Consider the following 19,854-nt stretch of genomic DNA (forward strand, 5'->3'; position numbering starts at 1 on the left):
GCATAGCCCCCTCAGTGGGGTTTGCTGGTTTATTATTAATGAAAACAAGTGAATATCAACCCGCGTTTTTCAGACAGCCCTGAAGCGCTGTCATCGTCAGCGTTTCGCTTATCTCTTATCCAGCATTCCCGAAGCCGATTTCTTTTTACAGCACGGGAGGTTACTGGAAAAGGCAGAAGGGGTTCCGCCCACTTTTATTGTCTGAGCCGTGGACCGGCTTTTACGCGTTTTTTCACTACTTTACGTCGCAGTTTGAACGAAACCAAAGATTTCTGTTTTGCATCTGGTCTTTGAGGGCAGATTAAGGGGAGCAGGATAACGCCCGGAGAATAAGCCGGGCGGGTTCAGGTAATGATGGCAGCCACGGTGGAGGTGGCCGGGGGAAAAGATTTAGCGCTTAACCATACTGCTGCTGATGCGCCTTCTTGCGTCGCAGGTAGTCCTCATCTTCGCGCAGTTTGTCCCAGTAAGCCTTGAAAATAGCGGCCGCCGCGGCCTTTTCCTCGTTGACGCCGCGCGGCAGCTCCTTGCCGTCCGCGTCATATTTGCGGCCGCCTTTGTGGTTACTGTAACGTCGCGCCCGGGTATATCCCATCTGGATAAATTTGCGCGCCATATCCATGCCGACAAAATCGTCCTGACGCCGGTAATCCTCAAACAGCGCCATGATTTTTTCAGCCGACTCTTCAGCAATGGGAACGGTGCGAAAACGCCAGTGCGGCAGAATTTCGCCTTTATAAGGCTCGACCATCAGCACACCCTGCTCACCTCGCCCGACCTGATAAAGCTCGGGATGCTGGCGGAAGTCGATCGTGCTGAAGTCCTGATCATAATCGAAAGGTTTCATCTCTTTAGTTTAGGATCAAGTGCGTCACGTAGCCCGTCACCGAGCAAATTAAATGCCAGAACCGTGAAGAAAATCGCCAGACTGGGGAAAATCGCCACGTGTGGGGCAATCACCATGTCGGCCCGCGCCTCATTCAACATTGCGCCCCACTCCGGCGTGGGCGGCTGTGCGCCCAGCCCGAGAAATGACAGACTGGCGGCGGTGATGATGGAGGTGCCAACCCGCATAGTGAAATAGACCACAATCGGCGATACGGTGCCTGGGAGGATATGCCGCATCAGGATTGTCCAGTCAGACGCGCCGATGCTGCGTGCCGACTCAATATAGGTCTGATGCTTCAGCACCAGCGTGTTACCGCGTACCAGACGGGCAAAGGCCGGGATACTGAAGATAGCGACGGCCACAATCACGTTGCTCATGCCACTGCCCATAATCGCCACTACCGCAATTGCCAGCAGAATGCCGGGAAAGGCAAACAGCACATCACAGATGCGCATGGTGATACGGTCCCACCAGCCTTCGTAATACCCGGCCAGCAGACCAAACAGCGTGCCAATCACTGCGCCAATGACCACCGAAAAAAAGCCGGCAATCAGAGAGATACGCGTGCCGACCAGCACCCGGCTGAAGATGTCGCGACCCAGCGAATCGACGCCAAAGTAATGTATCAGCGACGGACCGTCGTTGAGCCGGTCATAATCGAAGTAGTTCTCTGCGTCGAACGGCGCAATCCACGGGGCGATCACCGCCAGCACAATCAGCAGCAGCACAAAAGCCCCGGCCAGAAGCGCCACCGGCTGACGCCGGAAGCGTCGCCAGAATTCACACCACGGCGTACGCACGCGGTTCTCCGCGATCAGCGGCATCGTTTTCAGTGCCGCTTCACGTCGCCAGTTTTTCATCGCGACTCCTTAAAGCGAATAGCGGGGTTAATCACCGCATAAAGCATGTCGACAAACAGATTGATCAGAATAAACTCCAGTGAAAACAGTAGTACTTCGGCCTGAATAACCGGATAGTCGCGCATCGCCACGGAGTCGACCAGCAGACGCCCCAGGCCCGGCCAGTTAAACACCACCTCGACCACGATTGAGCCGCCCAGCAGAAAACCAAACTGCAGCCCCATCATCGTGACTACCGGGATCATCGCGTTGCGCAAGCCATGTTTCACCACCACCAGCGACTCGCGTACCCCTTTAGCTCTGGCGGTGCGCATGTAATCTTCCTGCATCACCTCCACGAACGAGGCGCGGGTAAAGCGCGCCATTACCGCCGCGACCGCTGCACCTAAGGTGATGGAGGGCAGAATGTAATGCTTCCAGCTCTCAGCCCCGACGGTGGGCAGCCAGCCCAGCTCAACCGAGAAGACCTGCATCAGCAGCATCCCCAGCGCAAAGGCGGGAAACGAAATGCCCGACACCGCCAGCGTCATCCCCAGCCGATCGGGCCAGCGGTTACGCCAGACAGCCGAAACGATGCCGATGGTCATGCCAAAAATCACTGCCCAGATCATGCTGGCCAGCGTTAACCACAGTGTCGGCATAAAGCGTGAGGCAATCTCATCCGCAACCGGCCGCTTTGAGACCATCGACTGACCGAAATCACCCTGCAGCGCATTCAGCATAAAATGCCAGAATTGCTGTGGCAGCGGCAGATCGAGACCCAGCTCCTGACGCACCAGCGCCACCACCGAGGCATCCGCTTCCGGTCCGGCGATCAGGCGTGCCGGGTCCCCTGGCAGCAGGTGAACAAACAGGAATACCAGCACCGCTACGATCAGCAGTGTAGGGATCAGCCCAAACAGTCGCTTGAGAAAATAGTTAAACATGCAACATCCTGCAGTTGCGGCCAGCCACACGGGCTGGCCGGCTCCGTTACTTCAGCGTGGCCTCATCAAAATTGAATGAGGTATCGGGCATCACATAAAAACCAGTCAGGTTTTTGCTGTTGGCTGAAACCAGTTGTTCAACCACCAGCGGGATCCACGGATGGTCCTGCCAGATGGTGTCCTGCGCCTCTTTGTAGAGACGCGCTTTTTCAGCACGGTCGGTGGTTTTCAGCGCATCGGCCAGATCTTTATCGACCTTCGGATTGCTGTAAAACGCGGTGTTGAAGATTGCCGGTGGCCAGGCTGCGGTGGCAAACAGTGGCGTCAGCGCCCAGTCGGCTTCACCGGTTGAGGCGGACCAGCCGGTGTAGAACATCCGCACGCCGCTCTCTTTCTGGCCTTTACCTTCGACTTCTGCAGCACGCTGACCCGCATCCATCGCCGTAACTTTTACCTTCACGCCAATCTGCGCCAGTTGCTGCTGAGTGAACTGCAGTACCTTCTGCGCGGTGCTGTGGTTGTGCGACGACCAGAGTGTGGTTTCAAATCCGTTGGGGTAACCCGCCTCTTTCAGCAGCGCTTTGGCTTTAGCGGGATCGTAACTGATAGCCGGATAGGTCTGCGCAAAGTCGATGGCGGGCGGCACGATGCCGGTCGCAGGCGTGGCGTAACCGGCGAAGGCCACTTTCGCCAGCGCCTGACGATTGATGGCATACTCCAGCGCTTCACGCACCTTCGGATTATCGAACGGCTTCTGCGTGACGTTCAGGCTGATGTAACGCTGCATAATGGAAGGCGTGGTCACCACATCGAGCTTGTTGTTCTTCTCCAGCCGTTTCGCCTGCTCATAAGGCACCGGGAACGCAAGGTTCGCTTCGCCGGTCTGCAGCATGGCCGCGCGAGTGTTGTTATCCACCACCGGTCGCCAGGTAATGCTGTCCAGCTTCGGATAGCCCGGTTTCCAGTAGCCGTCCCACTTCTTCACCTTCACAAAGTCGGTCTGATTCCAGGTTTCAAACACAAACGGACCGGTGCCCACCGGATGGAAACCGATCTCTTTGCCATATTTTTTCAGCGCGGTGGGTGAAATCATCGCCGCCGCCGGATGGGCCAGATTATTAATAAAGGCAGAGAATGGCTCTTTCAGCGTCACTTTCACCGTCGTCGGATCCACGACTTCGGTGCTGGCGATGCGTTTGAACAGGTTGTAGCGCTTAAGATGGTTATCCGGATTGCTGGCGCGGTCGAGGTTGACCTTCACCGCATCCGCATTGAAGTCCGTGCCATCCTGGAATTTAACCCCGGAACGCAGCTTAATCGTGTAGGTCAGGCCGTCGGCGCTGGCCTGGTAGCTCTCCGCCAGCACATTGGTGAGTTTCATATCCTTATCGAAGCCAAACAGCCCCTGATAAAAAGATTTCGCCACCGCCTGCGACAGCGTGTCGTTGGCATCATAAGGATCGAGCGTGGTGAAGTTGGACGCGACGGCAATCACCGCATCCTGTGCTGCCCAGGCGGGCAATGTCATTGCGCTGCTTAACACGCCAGCCGCCAGTAACCCTTTACGCATCGTAATCTGCATCTTGTTCTCCTGTAATCCCTGTCGGGTTGGTCGCCGGAGCGACATCTTCACTGTTCAGGTCGCGCTGATAATGTGGCGGGCGACGAAATGGCCCGGAGCCACCTCCATCAGCGGGGCCACTTCAGGTTCATCCCCTAACGCATGAATCGGGCTGGGGATCTCATCGACCAGTAAGGCGCGTTCACGACGCCGGTGTGCCGGATCGGCTACCGGGACCGCGGCCATGAGTTTTCGGGTGTAGGGATGCTGAGGCTGTTCAAACACTGCCTGACGCGGCCCTATCTCAACAATCTGACCGAGATACATTACTGCCACGCGGTGGCTGATACGCTCCACCACCGCCATATCGTGAGAAATAAACAGAAAGGCGATGCCAAACTCGCGCTGCAGGTCGAGCATCAGATTGATGATCTGCGCCTGAATCGACACATCCAGCGCCGAGACAGACTCATCGGCGATGATAACCTTCGGATTCAGCGCCAGCGCGCGGGCAATACAGATGCGCTGGCGCTGCCCGCCGGAAAATTCATGCGGATAGCGCTGAGCATGCTCCGGCAGCAGACCAACTTTATCCAGTAACCAGGCGACACGCTGCTCTGCCTCGCGACGCGGCATCGCTTTGTGGACCAGCAGCGGCTCCATAATCGAGAAGCCAACCGTCAGCCGGGGATCAAGCGAAGCGTAAGGATCCTGAAAAATAAACTGAATATCGCGCCGCAGATGGGCGAGCGCAGCACCTGAAAGATGGTCAATGCGCTGTCCGTCAAACGTTAGCGTGCCACCCTGGCTGGCAACCAGCTTCAGCAGCGAGCGTCCGGTGGTCGATTTACCACAGCCGGACTCCCCCACCAGTGCCAGAGTCTCACCAGCATAGAGATCGAAACTGACTTTTTCGACGGCGTGAACCCGGCTTTTAACGCGATTCAGCAGGCCGCCGCGAATATCGAAGCGGGTGACCAGGTCGCGTACCTGCAGAATGGGTGGCTGCAGACGGCGAACCGTATCCTGCGGCACGTCATCAACGGCATCACTGTGCAGCAGCGGAAACCTGGCCGGCAGGGGTTGGCCCTGCATCGAGCCGAGTCTGGGCACCGCGGCCAGCAGCGCCTGGGTGTAGGGCTGCTGCGGTGCGCTGAACAGTTCGGCGACCGGCGCATTCTCCACCACATCGCCGCGATACATGACCTGAACGCGATCGGCCATTTCGGCGACTACGCCCATATCGTGCGTGATAAAAATCACCCCCATCTGCATCTCTTTTTGCAGCACGCGGATGAGTTGCAGAATCTGCGCCTGAATGGTGACGTCGAGCGCGGTGGTCGGCTCATCGGCAATCAGCAGCGCCGGTTTGCAGCAGAGCGCCATCGCAATCATCACGCGCTGACGCATTCCGCCTGAGAGCTGATGCGGAAAACGAGACAGGACATTGTGCGCATCGGGGATGCGTACCAGATCCAGCATCCGGCGCGCCTCTGCCAGTGCCGCGGCATGGCTCAGCCCCTGATGAAGACGGATGGATTCAGCAATCTGCTCGCCCACGGAGAAGACCGGATTCAGCGAGGTCATCGGCTCCTGAAAGATCATCGCCATATCCGCGCCACGCACCCGACGCATCTGACTTTTTGAGGCGCGCATCAGATCCAGCACCTCGCCATTTCGACGACGTAATTGCACTTCACCGCTCACCCTGCCGCCAGCCTGCTCAATCAGCCGCATCAGCGCCAGCGAGGTGACCGATTTGCCTGAACCTGACTCTCCTACCAGCGCCAGCGTTTCGCCGCGAAACAGATCGAGTGACAAATGACGCACCGCGTCTGTGACGGTGGCTTCGTGCTGAAAACGCACACTGAGATCGCGCACCGCCAGCACCTGATCAGGAGCCAGCGGCGGTAACGTTTGCCTGTCGCTCATTTCTGTATCCTTAACTTTCGCGATAGATAGCGACGTCAGCCGCCTCGCCGACCCGCGCAACGCCCCGGTACATGCCTTCGCTGTTGAACGGCAGCGCCACGTTGCCTGCGCGATCGACAGCGATTAAGCCGCCACTGCCGCCCAGTTCCAGCACGCTGTCATGAATAACGTTTACACTCGCCTGCTGCAACGAGCGTCCGGCGTAACGCATCTGCGCGGCCACATCGTAGGCCGCCAGCGTCCGCATAAAGACTTCACCGGTACCGGTACAGGAGACCGCCACACTGTCGTTGCTGGCATAGCAGCCCGCGCCCGGCAGCGGCGAATCGCCGACGCGTCCGGCCTGCTTATTGGTCATGCCGCCCGTCGAGGTAGCAGCAGCCAGGTTGCCCGCCAGATCCAGCGCGACCGCACCGACTGTGCCAAACTTACGGTCCGGGTCGAGCGGGTCGTCGCTGTGGGCGGCACCATCATGGTCAAGCACCGCGGTATCGCTGTTGAGCGCGCGCTGCAACTGTTCCCGGCGTTCCGGCGTAGAGAAGAAATCAGGATCGACCGTTTCCAGTCCCTGCGCCACGGCAAACTGCTCTGCGCCTTCCCCGATAAACAGCACATGCTCGCTTTTTTCCAGCACGGCACGTGCTGCCAGGACCGGATTACGTAATCGCGTTACGCCTGCGACCGCGCCGACATCCAGCGTGCGGCCATCCATAATGCAGGCATCAAGTTCATGGGTACCCTGATGGGTGAAGACCGCGCCTTTGCCCGCGTTAAACAACGGACACTCTTCCAGCAGTCGCACCGCCTCAGTTACTGCATCGAGTGCACTGCCGCCCTGCGCCAGTATCTGCTGACCCTGGGTGACAATATCGTGGAGCGCCTGACGATAGCGTTGTTCCTTTTCAGCGCTCATTGCTGCGCGCGAAATCGCACCTGCGCCGCCGTGAATGGCGATCACTGCATTAACCATAACGCTTTACCCTGTGGTTGCATCAGGACGAAAAACACTGATTTAAAATGGTTTTCATCCATTTTTGGTGATTTTTGACTATAGAAAGCCTGCTAAGGGTTGTAAAGGGGAAACTGTTCCTGTGGTTATAACCTTTTCTTACCGCCATATTTCACTTTGGCCACAACCTCCGGCAAGTCAGAACGACACCGATGTGACTCAGCGACCAATTCCCACCATAATAGGCAGCATCTGACATAACCAGGCTGGACCGTTCATGGAAAGTTTTACTGCAGGTTTGATCTCCCTTGAGGAGGCGCAACAAAAAATGCTGTCACAGCTGACGCCCGTCACCGACTCGCTGAGTGTGCCGCTGGCCGAGGCGGTCGGGCGCATCACCGCAACCGTAGTCACCTCACCGATTGCCGTGCCGCCCTTTGATAACGCCGCGATGGACGGGTACGCCGTCAGGCTGGCCGATGTTAGCAGCGGACAGCCGCTTCCGGTAGCAGGCAAGGCCTTTGCTGGCGCACCGTTCAGCGGTGAGTGGCCTCAGGGCAGCGTGATTCGCATCATGACCGGTGCGCCGGTACCCGCTGGCTGTGAAGCGGTAGTAATGCAGGAGCAGACCGAAACTCAGGGCGAGGCGATTGTGATTACCGCGCCGGTGCGTCAGGGACAGAATATTCGCCTGACCGGTGATGATATTCAGCCCGGCCATGTGGTGCTGCAAGCCGGTACGCGCCTGGGTGCTGCCGAGCTGCCGCTGCTCGCCTCGCTGGGCATCGCCCAGGTCCGCGTACTGCGAAAACTTCGGGTCGCGATCTTCTCAACCGGTGATGAACTTCAGCCGGTTGGCGAGCCGCTGGCAGATGGACAGATTTACGACACCAACCGGTTTGCCGTCTCGCTGATGCTGCATAAGCTCGGCTGTGAGGTCATCGATCTTGGCATCATCAAAGATGATCCCGTCGCCCTTCGCGCAGCCTTTGAAGAGGCAGATCGGCAGGCTGATGTGGTAATCAGTACCGGCGGTGTCTCGGTGGGTGAAGCGGACTTCACCAAAAGCATGCTGGAAGAGCTTGGTGCAATCAGCTTCTGGAAGCTGGCGATCAAACCCGGCAAGCCATTTGCTTTTGGCCGCCTTAACAGCAGCTGGTTCTGTGGCCTGCCGGGCAATCCGGTCTCCGCCGCGGTCACTTTCTATCAGCTGGTGCAGCCGCTGCTTGCCACCCTCACCGGCCAGCAGAAATCCGCCTTGCCACCCCGTCAGAAAGTGCGCTGCGCCTCGCGCCTGAAAAAGTCACCGGGTCGCCTCGACTTCCAGCGCGGCATCCTGCGCCAGAACGCACAGGGTGAACTGGAGGTGGAGACCACCGGGATGCAGGGTTCGCACGTCTTCAGCTCTTTTGCCCAGGCGAACTGCTTTATTGTGCTGGAACGGGATCGCGGTAACGTAGAAGCTGGTGAATGGGTTGAGGTGGAACCGTTTAACGCCCTGCTGGAGGCGTAAATGCTGCCTGAATTAAGTGATGAGGAGATGCTGCGCTACAACCGGCAGATCGTTCTGCGCGGCTTTGATTTTGATGGTCAGGAGCGGCTGAAAGCCAGTCGCGCGCTGGTTGTCGGGCTGGGCGGGCTTGGCTGTGCCGCTGCGCCCTACCTTGCTTCTGCCGGCGTCGGCAGCCTGACGCTGCTTGACTTCGATACCGTGTCGCACTCCAACCTGCAACGGCAGATTCTGCACCATGACGCGGATATTGGCCGCGCCAAAGTAGACTCCGCCGCACACAGCCTGGCCGCCATCAATCCGCACTGCCAGTTGCATGCGGTCAACGGACAGCTTGACGATGCAGCGCTGCTGGCGCTAATCGCCCAACAGCAGGTGGTGCTGGACTGCACCGATAATGTCGCGGTGCGTGAGCAGCTTAACCGGCTCTGTCGTCAGCAGCGGATACCACTGGTCTCAGGCGCTGCGATTCGGATGGAAGGTCAGATCAGCGTATTCAACTGGCAGCCCGGCACGCCCTGCTATCGCTGCATCAGCCGCCTGTTTGGTGAACAGACCCTGAGCTGTGTGGAAGCGGGCGTCATGGCTCCGCTGGTCGGCGTGATTGGCGCAATGCAGGCGATGGAAGCCATTAAAGTGCTGACCGCATTCGGCACGCCCGCCACCAGCCGGTTGCTGATGTACGATGCGATGAGCGCGGAATTCCGCAGCATGAACGTCGCGCAGGACGCGCACTGTGAAGTGTGTGGCGGTGAGGATAGCAAAACATCTGATTTTTGAGCACAGTGATGAGATCTTACCCGCTTCGGAAACACGGTCAGATCGGAAAGTCGCTTAAACCATCCCTGGACACTCTGCCCGCGCGATTACGCACCTCATCCCTGAGGTGCGCCCGTAAACGGGCCAACGCTTTGCGTTGTTCAAAAACGCTCCCGGCGTTTTTGTCCCAGTCGAGGGACGCTTTCCTCCTCTGACCGCGTTCCCTGCGCCTTGAACATTTGCGTTGCTGTCAGATAATTCCCGAGCAGGTTTTGTCAGAAGTCATAGCTATGGGGGCCTACGTCGAGCACACTCCCCAATCCCACGCTCAATCCACTTACAGACAACTCAAAACTTAAAGCGAAGGGAGCATACGCCTGTAGCAAAGCATAGCGGGCCAGGGATGGCCCGCGCTGAGCATGCCATGGATGGCGTCTTTTGCGTCTTTGCGAAAGGCGTATGCTCCCTGAAGCCCGTACAGTGGTGGCGTTTTACCTGCTTAGGGAACACGGTCAGATCGGAAAGTCGCTTAATCTATCAATGGGCGCTCAGCACCACAGGGCAAAAAAACCGGGGTGGCCTGCGCCACCCCGGTTTTTATCAGACAATACCCTGACTTCGCAGATAATCTTCGTAATTACCGGTGAAGTCCACCACCTCGTCTGCTTTCAACTCAATCACACGGGTTGCCAGCGAGCTGACAAACTCGCGGTCATGCGAAACAAACACCAGTGTGCCTTCATACATCTCCAGCGCCATATTGAGCGATTCAATCGACTCCATATCGAGGTGGTTGGTCGGCTCATCCATAATCAGAATGTTCGGTTTTTCCATCATCAGCTTACCGAACAGCATACGACCCTTCTCACCACCGGAAAGCACTTTGGCTGGCTTCTTAATATCATCCTGCGAAAACAGCAGACGACCGAGAATACCGCGAATGGTCTGCTCATCATCGCCCGGCTGTTTCCACTGACTCATCCAGTCAAATACTGTCAGATCATTGGCAAAATCATCGGCGTGATCCTGAGCGTAATAACCAATACGCGCATTCTCTGACCATTTAACCGTGCCATTATCTGGCGTAAGCTGACCCACCAGCGTTTTCAGCAGCGTTGACTTACCAATACCGTTGGCACCAATTACCGCCAGCTTCTCACCCACTTCCAGCAGCAGATTTAAATTCTTAAACAGCGGACCGTTATCAAATCCTTTGGTTAATCCTTCAACTTCCAGCGCATTACGGAACAGTTTCTTGTCCTGCTCAAAGCGGATAAATGGGTTCTGACGACTGGATGCTTTCACTTCATCCAGTTTAATTTTATCCATCTGCTTAGCGCGTGATGTCGCCTGGCGTGATTTAGAGGCGTTGGCGCTAAAACGACTGACGAAAGATTGTAAGTCAGCTATCTGCGCTTTCTTCCTGGCATTATCAGATAACAGACGTTCACGTGCCTGCGTTGCCGCGGTCATATATTCGTCATAATTACCGGAATAAACCCGCAGCTCGCCATAATCCAAATCGGCCATGTGGGTGCAAACCATATTAAGGAAGTGACGGTCATGCGAAATGATAATCATGGTGCTGTCACGCTCGTTCAGCACCTGCTCCAGCCAGCGAATTGTATCGATGTCCAGGTTGTTCGTCGGCTCGTCGAGTAACAAAATATCCGGATTAGAAAACAGCGCCTGCGCCAGCAGCACACGTAATTTAAAGCCAGGGGCGATTTCGCTCATCGGGCCATAATGCTGTTCAACCGGAATGCCGACGCCGAGTAATAATTCACCGGCACGCGACTCGGCGCTATAGCCATCCATTTCACCGTAAAGTGCTTCAAGATCGCCGACTTTATACCCCTCTTCTTCGCTCATTTCTGGCAAAGAATAAATGCGGTCGCGCTCCTGCTTTACTTCCCATAATTCATGGTGACCCATGATAACGGTGTCCAGCACGCTGAATTGTTCAAAGGCGAACTGATCCTGACGCAACTTACCAATGCGCTCGTTAGGATCGTAAGAGACGTTGCCGCCTGAAGGCACCAGATCGCCACCCAAAATCTTCATGAAGGTGGATTTTCCGCTGCCGTTCGCACCGATTAAACCGTAACGATTACCGCCGCCAAATTTAACGGAGATATTTTCGAACAGTGGCTTGCTGCCAAACTGCATGGTGATATTGCTGCTAACTAACACGGCATTGACCTTTGTGAAGAGAATGGATGAAAAAACGGCGGCTATTATGCCAGATGTGACGCAGCGCACGCCAGCGTCAGGCGCGGATTCCTGGCGGGGTGATTGATATCCCGACAGAAATAAAAAAAAGCCGGAGGACCATAATGGCCCCCCGGCTCCCACTTACAAGGATTGTGTTGATCAATCGATCAGGAAACTGTCCAGGCTTTTACCGGAATCCAGCGCTTTTTTAATCGCTGCCGGGGTGCGGCCCTGACCTGTCCATGATTTCTGCTCACCGTTTTCGTCGGTGTAAGAATATTTAGCCGGACGCGGCGCACGCTTGGTACGTTTTTTTCCGCTTTCCAGCGCACCTAATAATTCATTAGGATCGATGCCGTCAGCCAGCAGCATTTCGCGATATTTAGACAGCTTTTCTTCTTTTTCGCGATTCTGCGTCTCTTCCGCTTCTGCTTCTTCACGGCGCTCAGTAACAACAACGGTTAATTTTTCCAGGATCTCTTCAAGATCGCTCAGTGGCAGTTCACGAGCCTGGGCACGTAATGTGCGAATATTGTTCAGTACTTTAAATGCGTCACTCATCACAATGTCCTTGATTAAGGGGGGTTAATAAAACTGTAGCGCCAAGATTACCTAATTCAAATAAAAAAATAAATTATTTTTACGCTCCAGATAATTCTTAAGTATTAATTCAGACAAAAGAGCACTATTAAAATCGGCAGTGCCTGACGTTTTATTAACGCTGAATTAACAACAAATCGTGCTCAGGTTGCATTGTTGAAAACGATTTCAGAGGCTTTATACCGAAAGCTGACCGTTTACCTTATCCACGAAGTGGGTTTTCATAGCATCATTATTTACGGTGGCGCACCTGGCGATAGCAGATTAAAAACGTGCTCTGATCGCGATCTCAGTCACACCAGCTTACAGTTTATGCTTAAAAATCCCCCTCCAGGCCGTTAAATAGCGCAAAATAATTACCGCCCTGGTGAATTTTTAAAAATGCCTGTTGCCATCTGTTAACCTTTTTTTGCCGCTGCGTTTAGCAACAGAGTCAGATTATTCGCAGTCCCCTCAGCGACGCAATAACAGTTCTGGCTGACGAAGGCGGAGGTTTAGTTGCGTCCGGCTTACTTGCCCGGACATGAGGCAACTTAAAAAATCCGCCCAGGAAATAAATTCAGAAAGGTGATGAAGCTCAAAGAGCTGAATCAGAATAGAGCAGCAACGTAAAAATAACGTCACTTCACAGCTGCTGATAATAACCCTGTGTTTATCACGCGTTTATTTTCTGCTACCTGTGTCGGGCACAGCGGCGGTGAGATACCCCGTTATTCAACAGGTTAGATAATCATGTATAGCCAGGCGAGGCTGTCAGCATCTGACGTACGGCTGACAGGGAGAAAAATTAAGGGCGGTTACTGCACTGAGACAGCGACCGCCAGAGGACTAATTTGCCTGGGTGGCCGGACCAAATACCGGATATTTCGGCATCTCAACGTTCTGATAGGTTTCCCAGCCGCCGCCCAGTGCTTTATAGAGCGCGACTAAATCAAGCGCGCTCTGCATCCGCGCCTGTGTCGCCTGCTCCTGCGCCTGTGCCAGCTGACGCTGTGCATCCAGCACCTCGAGGAAGGTTGAAAGCCCCTGCCGGTAACTGTCGCTGGCGAGATCAAAGGCGCGCTGAAGAGCACCGGTCGTCTCATCCAGCGCGGTAACACGCTGCTGATCGGCGCGATAGCTGACCAGCGCATTCTCCACATCCTGCAACGCCGTCAGCACCGTCTGACGATAATCCAGCGCGGCGCTGGCCTGCTGCGCCCGGGCAAGTTTCACGCTCGACACCAGCTGTCCACCCTGGAAGATCGGAATCGACAACGACGGACCATAACTGTAGAAATGGCTGCTCCAGTTATCCAGATAGCTAACGTCGGTATTGCGCACGCCCAGCTGACCCGTCAGGGACAGGCTCGGGAAAAGCTGCGCCACTGACACGCCAATCTCTGCGGTTTGAGCATGAAGCGTCGCTTCAGCCTGACGAATATCAGGACGACGACGTGCCAGCGTAGAGGGGATACCCACCGGGACAAACTGCGGTAGCGGCGGTAACGCTTTTGGCGTACTGAGTTCAGCATCCAGCGCACCCGGCGTTTTACCAAGCAGCACCGCCAGCCCATTCATCGCCTGTCGCGCCTGCGACTGATACTGCGGCAGTTGCGCCTGCAGCGTACTGAGCTGGGCTCGGGCATTTTCTACATCGGTCAGCGGTGCCAGACCATTCTGCTGCTGACTTTGGGTCAGCTCGGTGGTCTGCTGCGCCACCTCAATCTGCTGCTGTAGCGTCTGAATGGTGCTCTGCGCGCCACGCAGCTGCAGCCAGGCTCGCGCCACTTCGGCTTCCAGCGAGACCAGCGCATCGTTGCGCTGCTCAATCGCCACCTGCTGCTGGGCATTGGCGGCCTCAACCTGACGGCGCACTTTGCCCCACAGATCGAGTTCCCAGCTGGCATCAAAGCTGCCCTGATAGAGGTTAACCGGCTGAGTCAGACCATTGAGCTGGCTGGCTACGTTACTGTCGAGCTGATCGGTAGCGCCATTGGATTCCAGTAAGCCTTTAAGTCCGAGCTGCTGACGCGTCACTTTGGCCGAGCCGTTCAGACTGGGAAACAGACTCCCCTGCGCCTGCGTCAGCTGTTCACGCGCCCCGGCAATGCGCAGCACCGTCTGCTGCAGGCTAAGGTTGCCCGCGATCGCCCGTTCAATCAGGCTGTCGAGCTGCGGATCGTTGAAGCTGCGCCACCAGCGGGAATTAATCGCGGCAGTTTGTGGTTTTGACGCTTCCTGCGAATCCAGCGTGTTGTAGCTGCCTGGCACGGCGGGTTTCGGTGCCTGATAGTCAGGTCCGACGGCGCAGCCTGCCAGCCCGAGGGCCAGCAGTAAACTCAGGGGTTTCAGGCGATGAGAGAAATAAACCTTCATGTTAGTGTGCTCCTGCACTGCCTTCGCTCTTAATCGGCGACAGCAGCCAGCAAAATGGAATCAAAATCAGGGCGACAATACTCAGGCCTGAGAAGACATCGATGTAAGCGAGGATGCGCGACTGCGCAATCATCTCCTGATAGAGCTGTCCGGTTGCCAGCGTAACGGGATCACCCACCGCCGAGGTAAAATCACGTATCGCCTGCGCCCAGTGCTGAAGCGTAATGTTGAACGGCTCGTTCAGCGGCGTCATGTTATGCACCATATGCGCCGAGCGTACCTGTTCACGCTCAGTAATGGCCGCGGTCGACAGCGAGATCCCGATCGATCCCGCCACGTTACGGAACATGGTAAACAGCGCCGAGGCATCAGCATTGAGTCGCTGTGGAATGGTGACAAAGGCGATAGTCGTGAGCGGGACAAACAGGAAGCCCAGCCCGATCGACTGTGCGCTGCGCATCAACACCAATGTTTTGAAATCGACATTGGGCGTTAAGGTGGAGGAGTAGAGAAACGCCACAGCCAGACAGCTGAAGCCAAAAGCGATGATGTATCGCGTCTGTACAATCGGCATCAGTTTCAGCACCAGCGGAATCGTCAATACAATCAGCACTGCGCCGGGCGACAGCACCAGCCCTGACCAGGTGGCGGTGTAACCCAGATCCTGCTGCGCCAGCTGTGGCAATACTACGGAGCTGCCATAGAGAATCATCGCCATCCCTGCCATTAGCAGGCCAGCCACCCAGAAGTTGCGGTCTTTCATCACCAGAATATCGACCACTGGCTTACGGGCATACATCAGCCAGTAGATGGCCCCGACGATACCGACCAGCGCAAGAACTGCGAACAGCACGATAAAGTGCGAAGCGAACCAGTCCTCATCTTCTCCACGATCCAGCATCACCTGCAGGCAACCCAGCCCTAAGGTAATCAGGCTGATACCGATATAATCGATCTTCAGCTTCCCTTTGGCCCATTTACGCTCCCAAGGTGGATCTTCCAGCAGCTGATAAATTGCCAGCACGGTCAGCACGCCGACCGGAATGTTGATAAAGAAGACCCAGCGCCAGCTGTAGTTATCGGTAATCCAGCCACCTAATGTCGGGCCAATCACCGGCGCGACAATAATAGCGATGGAGGAGAGACCAAAGGCCTTGCCGCGATCTTCCGCTTTAAAGTAGTCGAGCAACACAGACTGCTGAACCGGCTGTAATCCGCCGCCGAAAAAGCCCTGCAGCACGCGGAACAGAATGATCTGCCAGAGTTCCGTGGCAATGCCGCACAGGAACGAGCAGATGGTAAACATCACGATGCAAATCAGGAAAAACTGTTTGCGGCCAAACAGCCGGCTGAAGAACGCAGAGATAGGCAGCACGATACCGTTCGCCACCAGATAGGAGGTCAGCACCCAGGTTGACTCATCGTAACTGGAAGAGAGCGAACCGGCGATGTGCGGCAGCGCCACGTTAACGATGGTGGTGTCGAGGATCTCCATAAACACCGCCAGCGTTACCGTGATCGCCACTAACCACGGATTACTGGCGGGTTTCCAGCTCTGCGCCGTACTCATTCCACGGTTACCTTCGGTTCAACCGAGAGACCCAGCGGCAGCGGATGGTTTGGATCAAGGCCCTTATCGATAACGATTTTCACCGGCACGCGCTGAACGATTTTCACATAGTTACCGGTGGCGTTCTCTGACGGGAAGGTTGAGAAGCGCGAACCGGAGCCCATCTGAATACTGTCAACATGCCCTTCAAGCTTCATATCCGGCCAGGCATCAACGCTGATTTCCACTTTGTCGCCCGGATTCATACGTTGCAACTGAGACTCTTTGAAGTTCGCCGTGACCCAGATCTCAGGTGAGACCAGCGAGAACAGTGAGGTACCGGCCTGCACCAAAGTGCCCAGCTGAACGTTACGCCTGGTGATAAACCCGTCATAAGGCGCACGAACCTGGGTATAGGAGAGATTCAGATCGGCCGTGCTTAACTGTGCTTTAGCCTGCTCAACCTGTTGCTGACGCGCTTCAACATTGGTTTCCTGCTGACGAATCTGCAGGGCAACCTGTGAGGCAACTTCAACCTGAGCTTTCGCGCTTTGTAACTGCGCCTGCGCCGAACGTAACTGCGCGGACGCACTGTCAATATTACGCTGACTGGTCGCACGCGGGTCGACGCCACGCTGGCGACGATAATCCGCCTGCGCATTCAGCAGGTTCGCTTCTGCTTTCGCCTGGTCCGCCAGCGCCTGATCGCGCTGTGCCGGATACTGTACTTTTGACAGTGCCAGCTGTGCCTGCGCCTGATGCAGCTGTGCAATCGCTAAACCGAGCTGCGCATTAGCCTGTTCGCGCTGAGCCCGATTGTCGCTGGGATCGATTTCCACCAGCAGATCGCCCTTCTTCACCCGCTGGTTATCTCTTACCAGCAGCTTCACGACATAGCCGGACGCTTTAGGCGCAATGGTAACGGCATCGCCTTCGGTGAAAGCGTCATCCGTGGTTTCAATATTGCGGGTAGAGAACCAGAACCAGAAGCCGACAATCAGCATAATCACCACCACCACCGCCAGAATAATCAGCGGCTTTTTACCGGGGCGTTTGCGCTCAGGCTGCTGGTCGTTGTCCTGATTTTCCTCTGACTGACGGCTTTTATCCGCCGCGTTATCTGCGTCCTGCTGGTGTTGATCGCGTTGATTATTCTCGCTCATAGTTCCCATCACTGGCTAAGGCCCTGATTCCGGGCATAAAGGTCCTGTTAACCTTATCTCGGAAATTGACAAAATCCAGTGCAACTTTACGAAACTTGAGGAATGGCGCACATCCTGCCACTTGTTGAGCGTAGCAGGAGGCGTCAGGGCTAATGGAGTAACTGCAACAGCAGCCAGCCGCTGGCCATCGACCAGGCCAGCAGAGGAAGGGAAAAGAGATGGAATTGCCACCAGACAGCTTTGTCTTTCGCCATGCGCAGGGCAATCAGGTTAGCAAGAGAACCTGGCAGCAGACCGAACCCGCCAATGTTGACGGCCCAGGCGAGCACATCCGTGGGCGGAACTTTTTGCAGCAGCAGAATCGTCGCCGGGACGTTACTGATCACCTGAGACAGACCAATCGCCAGCAGATAGAGCTGTCCCTGGCCAAAATGCGCCACCGCCTCGAAGTGCGCCTGCATCACCGGCAGACGCGTCAGCAGGAAGACGTCAATAAACATGGCGATAAACACCGTCAGCAGGCTCCAGTCGATGCGCAGCAGCACAGGACGTGCCATCACCAGGAAAGTGGCGAGGATTAGCAGCAGTATCCAGCCGGTGATCTCCAGCTCAAGACCGGCGATAAACAGCAGGTACAACACGACGCTGACGATAAACAGCGGCTTCTGCCACTTCGGCTGTTCCGGGTTGTCATGCTTATCAATCGACCGCTTTGAAAAGCTGAACCAGGTTAATAGCATCAGACTCAGCAGCAGCCACGCGGCCAGAGGCAGCATCTGCACGATAAACGCCACCACGCTCAGCTTGCCGTGGCTCCACAACAGAATGTTTTGCGGATTGCCAACCGGCGTCAGCAGCGATCCGGCATTAACCGCCAGCGCCTCAAAAATAATCAGTCGCGAGATCGGTAAACGGGAGAACTTACGCAGCGTCAGCGTCAGCGGCACCAGAATGAACAGCGCCACATCGTTGGTCAGAAAGGTTGAGAGCAGCGCCGCAGCCAACACCATAAAGAGTGCCAGTGCCCGTTCATGCCGGAAACGCGCAATCAGCCGTCCTCCCAGCACGTCAAAGTAGCCACTGGTTTCCAGCCCCTTGGTCAGGATTAACAACCCGGTGAGCGTGATAATGGTATGCCAGTCTACGGCACCGGGCAGATCGGGCCAGCGGAAATCCGCCAGAAATGCCAGAACTACGCCAATCACGATTAATAAATGCAAAATAGAGTCATGCAAAAAAGATCGAAGCAGTTGAGGCATGGTGAGGGTACGCCTTAGCGTTAACGGGTTTCGGAGAACTTCTTAAAGACAGCCAGCGTTTCATCACTGACGTGATGCTCAATACCTTCTGAATCGCGTCGGGCCGTTTCGGGACTGATGCCTAACGCCAGCAGAAAACTTTCAACAATATGATGGCGGGCGCGGCTCTCCTCTGCCAGCTTCTCACCTTCACCGGTCAGGAAGACCCCCCGGTAAGGCACCTGCTCAACCAGCCCGGCACTGCCAAGCCGCTTCAGCATTTTCGCTACGGTAGGTTGCGAAACGCCCAGACGGGCCGCCATATCGACCTGACGCGCTTCGCCAAATTCACCAATCAAATCAGAGATTAACTCAACGTAGTCATCAATTAATTCCCGACGATGCGCTTCACGCACCTGCCGAAAACCTTCGACATGCTCTTCAATATCTTTCAGTGGTCCTTTTGGCGCAGAAACCACGCTTTTAGCACGACGACTCATTCAGCTTCCTCATTATTATTTCCCGTACCGACACTGCTATACGGATTTAGCTGCGCTCATTGTAAACCAGCCGCAAAGAAGCTCAAATTTTTCGTCATTAGGCGTGGCTAAACAATATAGCCAGTGCTATATTTGTTGATAATGTAAGCAGCAAAAAGCGGGATCCTGATTGATCCGCTGTTGCGCAGGTGTGATGACGTTTCTCACCGCAGGCTGCTGACTACCGCGTCGACAATGATTGGGAGGTGATTCTATGAGCACCCTGAAATGTTGCTTAGATTGCAGCAAATGCTTCCAGGCTGAAAAGAAAACAACCACGGAGATGAAATCCTGGCTGTGCCTGCTGACGCGTTCCCCGTTCACACTGCGTCTGATGTTGATTGAAAAGCTGCTGGGCCATAAGCCTGCCGATCGTCGCTGCCAGAATCTGATCTGGCGCGGCTAACCCTGATTCAGCGCCTTTCAGCCAGCGGCTGAGAGGCTCACTTCCCTCTTTCTGCACCCCTTTTTCTTATTTGTTCTCGAAACCTGTATGCCTTGCGGCATTAACGGCTATGGCTGGTTATTGGCTGTGGACAGCAGAAGCCATCGGAGATCGATTCGAAGTGAAAGGCAGGAGTGGTAAAACCAGCACAGTAAAAATCCGCCTTCATAGAAGGCGGCTTTGTTTTCCGCCCCATAGGGGCGTACTAAGTTCGGACTCTTAGAGCCCTCTCTTCACACCTCATGAAGCGACAGTTGTTTATCTTCAACTTCATGCTTCTCTTGATATTTTACATATTTACGGATCATTTCAGCATTCACGCCCACTGTATCCACGCAGTACCCTTTGGCCCAAAAGTGATT

16 protein-coding genes and 1 pseudogene are annotated in these 19,854 nt (G+C 55.5%); 3 read left to right on the forward strand and 14 right to left on the reverse strand.

The window, feature by feature from the left end; genetic code table 11:
• Window positions 1–397 precede the first annotated feature (397 nt).
• The 6 genes from F3I44_RS20410 to F3I44_RS20435 are packed head-to-tail and all read right to left on the reverse strand — an operon-like array spanning window position 398 to window position 7,138.
• Window positions 398–847, reverse strand: a complete 450-nt coding sequence (locus F3I44_RS20410; protein ID WP_013357267.1) for a DUF4385 domain-containing protein — start codon at window positions 845–847, stop codon at window positions 398–400.
• Window positions 844–1,749, reverse strand: coding sequence for a glutathione ABC transporter permease GsiD (gsiD, locus tag F3I44_RS20415; protein WP_150015265.1), 906 nt, complete (start codon window positions 1,747–1,749; stop codon window positions 844–846). The genes F3I44_RS20410 and gsiD overlap by 4 nt, the downstream gene beginning before the upstream one ends.
• Window positions 1,746–2,675 carry a glutathione ABC transporter permease GsiC gene (gsiC, locus tag F3I44_RS20420; protein WP_013357265.1) on the reverse strand — a complete coding sequence of 310 codons (930 nt, stop codon included), beginning with the start codon at window positions 2,673–2,675 and terminating at the stop codon, window positions 1,746–1,748. The genes gsiD and gsiC overlap by 4 nt, the downstream gene beginning before the upstream one ends.
• A 46-nt stretch (window positions 2,676–2,721) precedes the next feature.
• Window positions 2,722–4,257 (reverse strand): glutathione ABC transporter substrate-binding protein GsiB, encoded by a 1,536-nt coding sequence (gene gsiB, locus F3I44_RS20425; protein ID WP_150015266.1) that lies wholly within the window; start codon window positions 4,255–4,257, stop codon window positions 2,722–2,724.
• A gap of 54 nt (window positions 4,258–4,311) precedes the next feature.
• The gene (locus F3I44_RS20430) at window positions 4,312–6,168 is read right to left on the reverse strand and encodes a dipeptide ABC transporter ATP-binding protein (protein WP_150015267.1); all 1,857 of its coding nucleotides are present in this window, start codon (window positions 6,166–6,168) and stop codon (window positions 4,312–4,314) included.
• Window positions 6,169–6,178: 10 nt separating this feature from the next.
• Window positions 6,179–7,138 (reverse strand): isoaspartyl peptidase/L-asparaginase family protein, encoded by a 960-nt coding sequence (locus F3I44_RS20435; RefSeq protein WP_150015268.1) that lies wholly within the window; start codon window positions 7,136–7,138, stop codon window positions 6,179–6,181.
• Between the two features lie 256 nt (window positions 7,139–7,394).
• Here F3I44_RS20435 and moeA point away from each other — a divergent pair, with 256 nt between their 5' ends.
• Both moeA and moeB read left to right on the forward strand, forming a co-directional pair.
• Window positions 7,395–8,630, forward strand: a complete 1,236-nt coding sequence (gene moeA / locus F3I44_RS20440) for a molybdopterin molybdotransferase MoeA (RefSeq protein ID WP_150015269.1) — start codon at window positions 7,395–7,397, stop codon at window positions 8,628–8,630.
• A complete protein-coding gene (gene moeB, locus F3I44_RS20445) occupies window positions 8,631–9,407 on the forward strand; it encodes a molybdopterin-synthase adenylyltransferase MoeB (RefSeq protein WP_150015270.1) in 777 nt (258 codons plus the stop codon).
• Window positions 9,408–9,986: 579 nt separating this feature from the next.
• Here moeB and F3I44_RS20450 read toward each other — a convergent pair.
• From F3I44_RS20450 to mntR, 7 genes are all read right to left on the reverse strand, one after another.
• Window positions 9,987–11,579, reverse strand: coding sequence for an ABC-F family ATPase (locus F3I44_RS20450; RefSeq protein ID WP_150015271.1), 1,593 nt, complete (start codon window positions 11,577–11,579; stop codon window positions 9,987–9,989).
• 180 nt (window positions 11,580–11,759) lie between these two features.
• The gene (locus F3I44_RS20455) at window positions 11,760–12,161 is read right to left on the reverse strand and encodes an H-NS family nucleoid-associated regulatory protein (RefSeq protein WP_136198441.1); all 402 of its coding nucleotides are present in this window, start codon (window positions 12,159–12,161) and stop codon (window positions 11,760–11,762) included.
• Window positions 12,162–13,028: 867 nt separating this feature from the next.
• Window positions 13,029–14,558 (reverse strand): efflux transporter outer membrane subunit, encoded by a 1,530-nt coding sequence (locus F3I44_RS20460; protein ID WP_150015272.1) that lies wholly within the window; start codon window positions 14,556–14,558, stop codon window positions 13,029–13,031.
• A 1-nt stretch (window position 14,559) separates the two neighbouring features.
• Window positions 14,560–16,128, reverse strand: a complete 1,569-nt coding sequence (locus tag F3I44_RS20465; protein ID WP_150015273.1) for a DHA2 family efflux MFS transporter permease subunit — start codon at window positions 16,126–16,128, stop codon at window positions 14,560–14,562.
• Entirely contained in the window at window positions 16,125–17,270 is a 1,146-nt protein-coding gene (locus F3I44_RS20470) for an HlyD family secretion protein (protein ID WP_150015274.1), read from the reverse strand. Before F3I44_RS20470 ends, F3I44_RS20465 begins: the two co-directional genes overlap by 4 nt.
• 149 nt (window positions 17,271–17,419) lie before the next feature.
• The gene (locus F3I44_RS20475; protein ID WP_150015275.1) at window positions 17,420–18,529 is read right to left on the reverse strand and encodes an SLC13 family permease; all 1,110 of its coding nucleotides are present in this window, start codon (window positions 18,527–18,529) and stop codon (window positions 17,420–17,422) included.
• Window positions 18,530–18,549: 20 nt separating this feature from the next.
• A complete protein-coding gene (gene mntR, locus F3I44_RS20480; protein WP_010254350.1) occupies window positions 18,550–19,008 on the reverse strand; it encodes a manganese-binding transcriptional regulator MntR in 459 nt (152 codons plus the stop codon).
• Between the two features lie 253 nt (window positions 19,009–19,261).
• Here mntR and F3I44_RS24355 point away from each other — a divergent pair, with 253 nt between their 5' ends.
• Complete coding sequence (locus F3I44_RS24355; RefSeq protein ID WP_033782439.1) at window positions 19,262–19,453, forward strand: hypothetical protein; 192 nt, start codon at window positions 19,262–19,264, stop codon at window positions 19,451–19,453.
• Window positions 19,454–19,725: 272 nt separating this feature from the next.
• Here the strand turns inward: F3I44_RS24355 and F3I44_RS20490 are convergent.
• Window positions 19,726–19,854 (reverse strand): annotated as a pseudogene (locus F3I44_RS20490) (IS200/IS605 family transposase); the annotation flags it as partial.

Origin of the sequence: Pantoea sp. F_5 (assembly GCF_008631595.1) — a bacterium.
GTDB classification, from domain to species: Bacteria; Pseudomonadota; Gammaproteobacteria; order Enterobacterales; family Enterobacteriaceae; genus Pantoea; species Pantoea gossypiicola.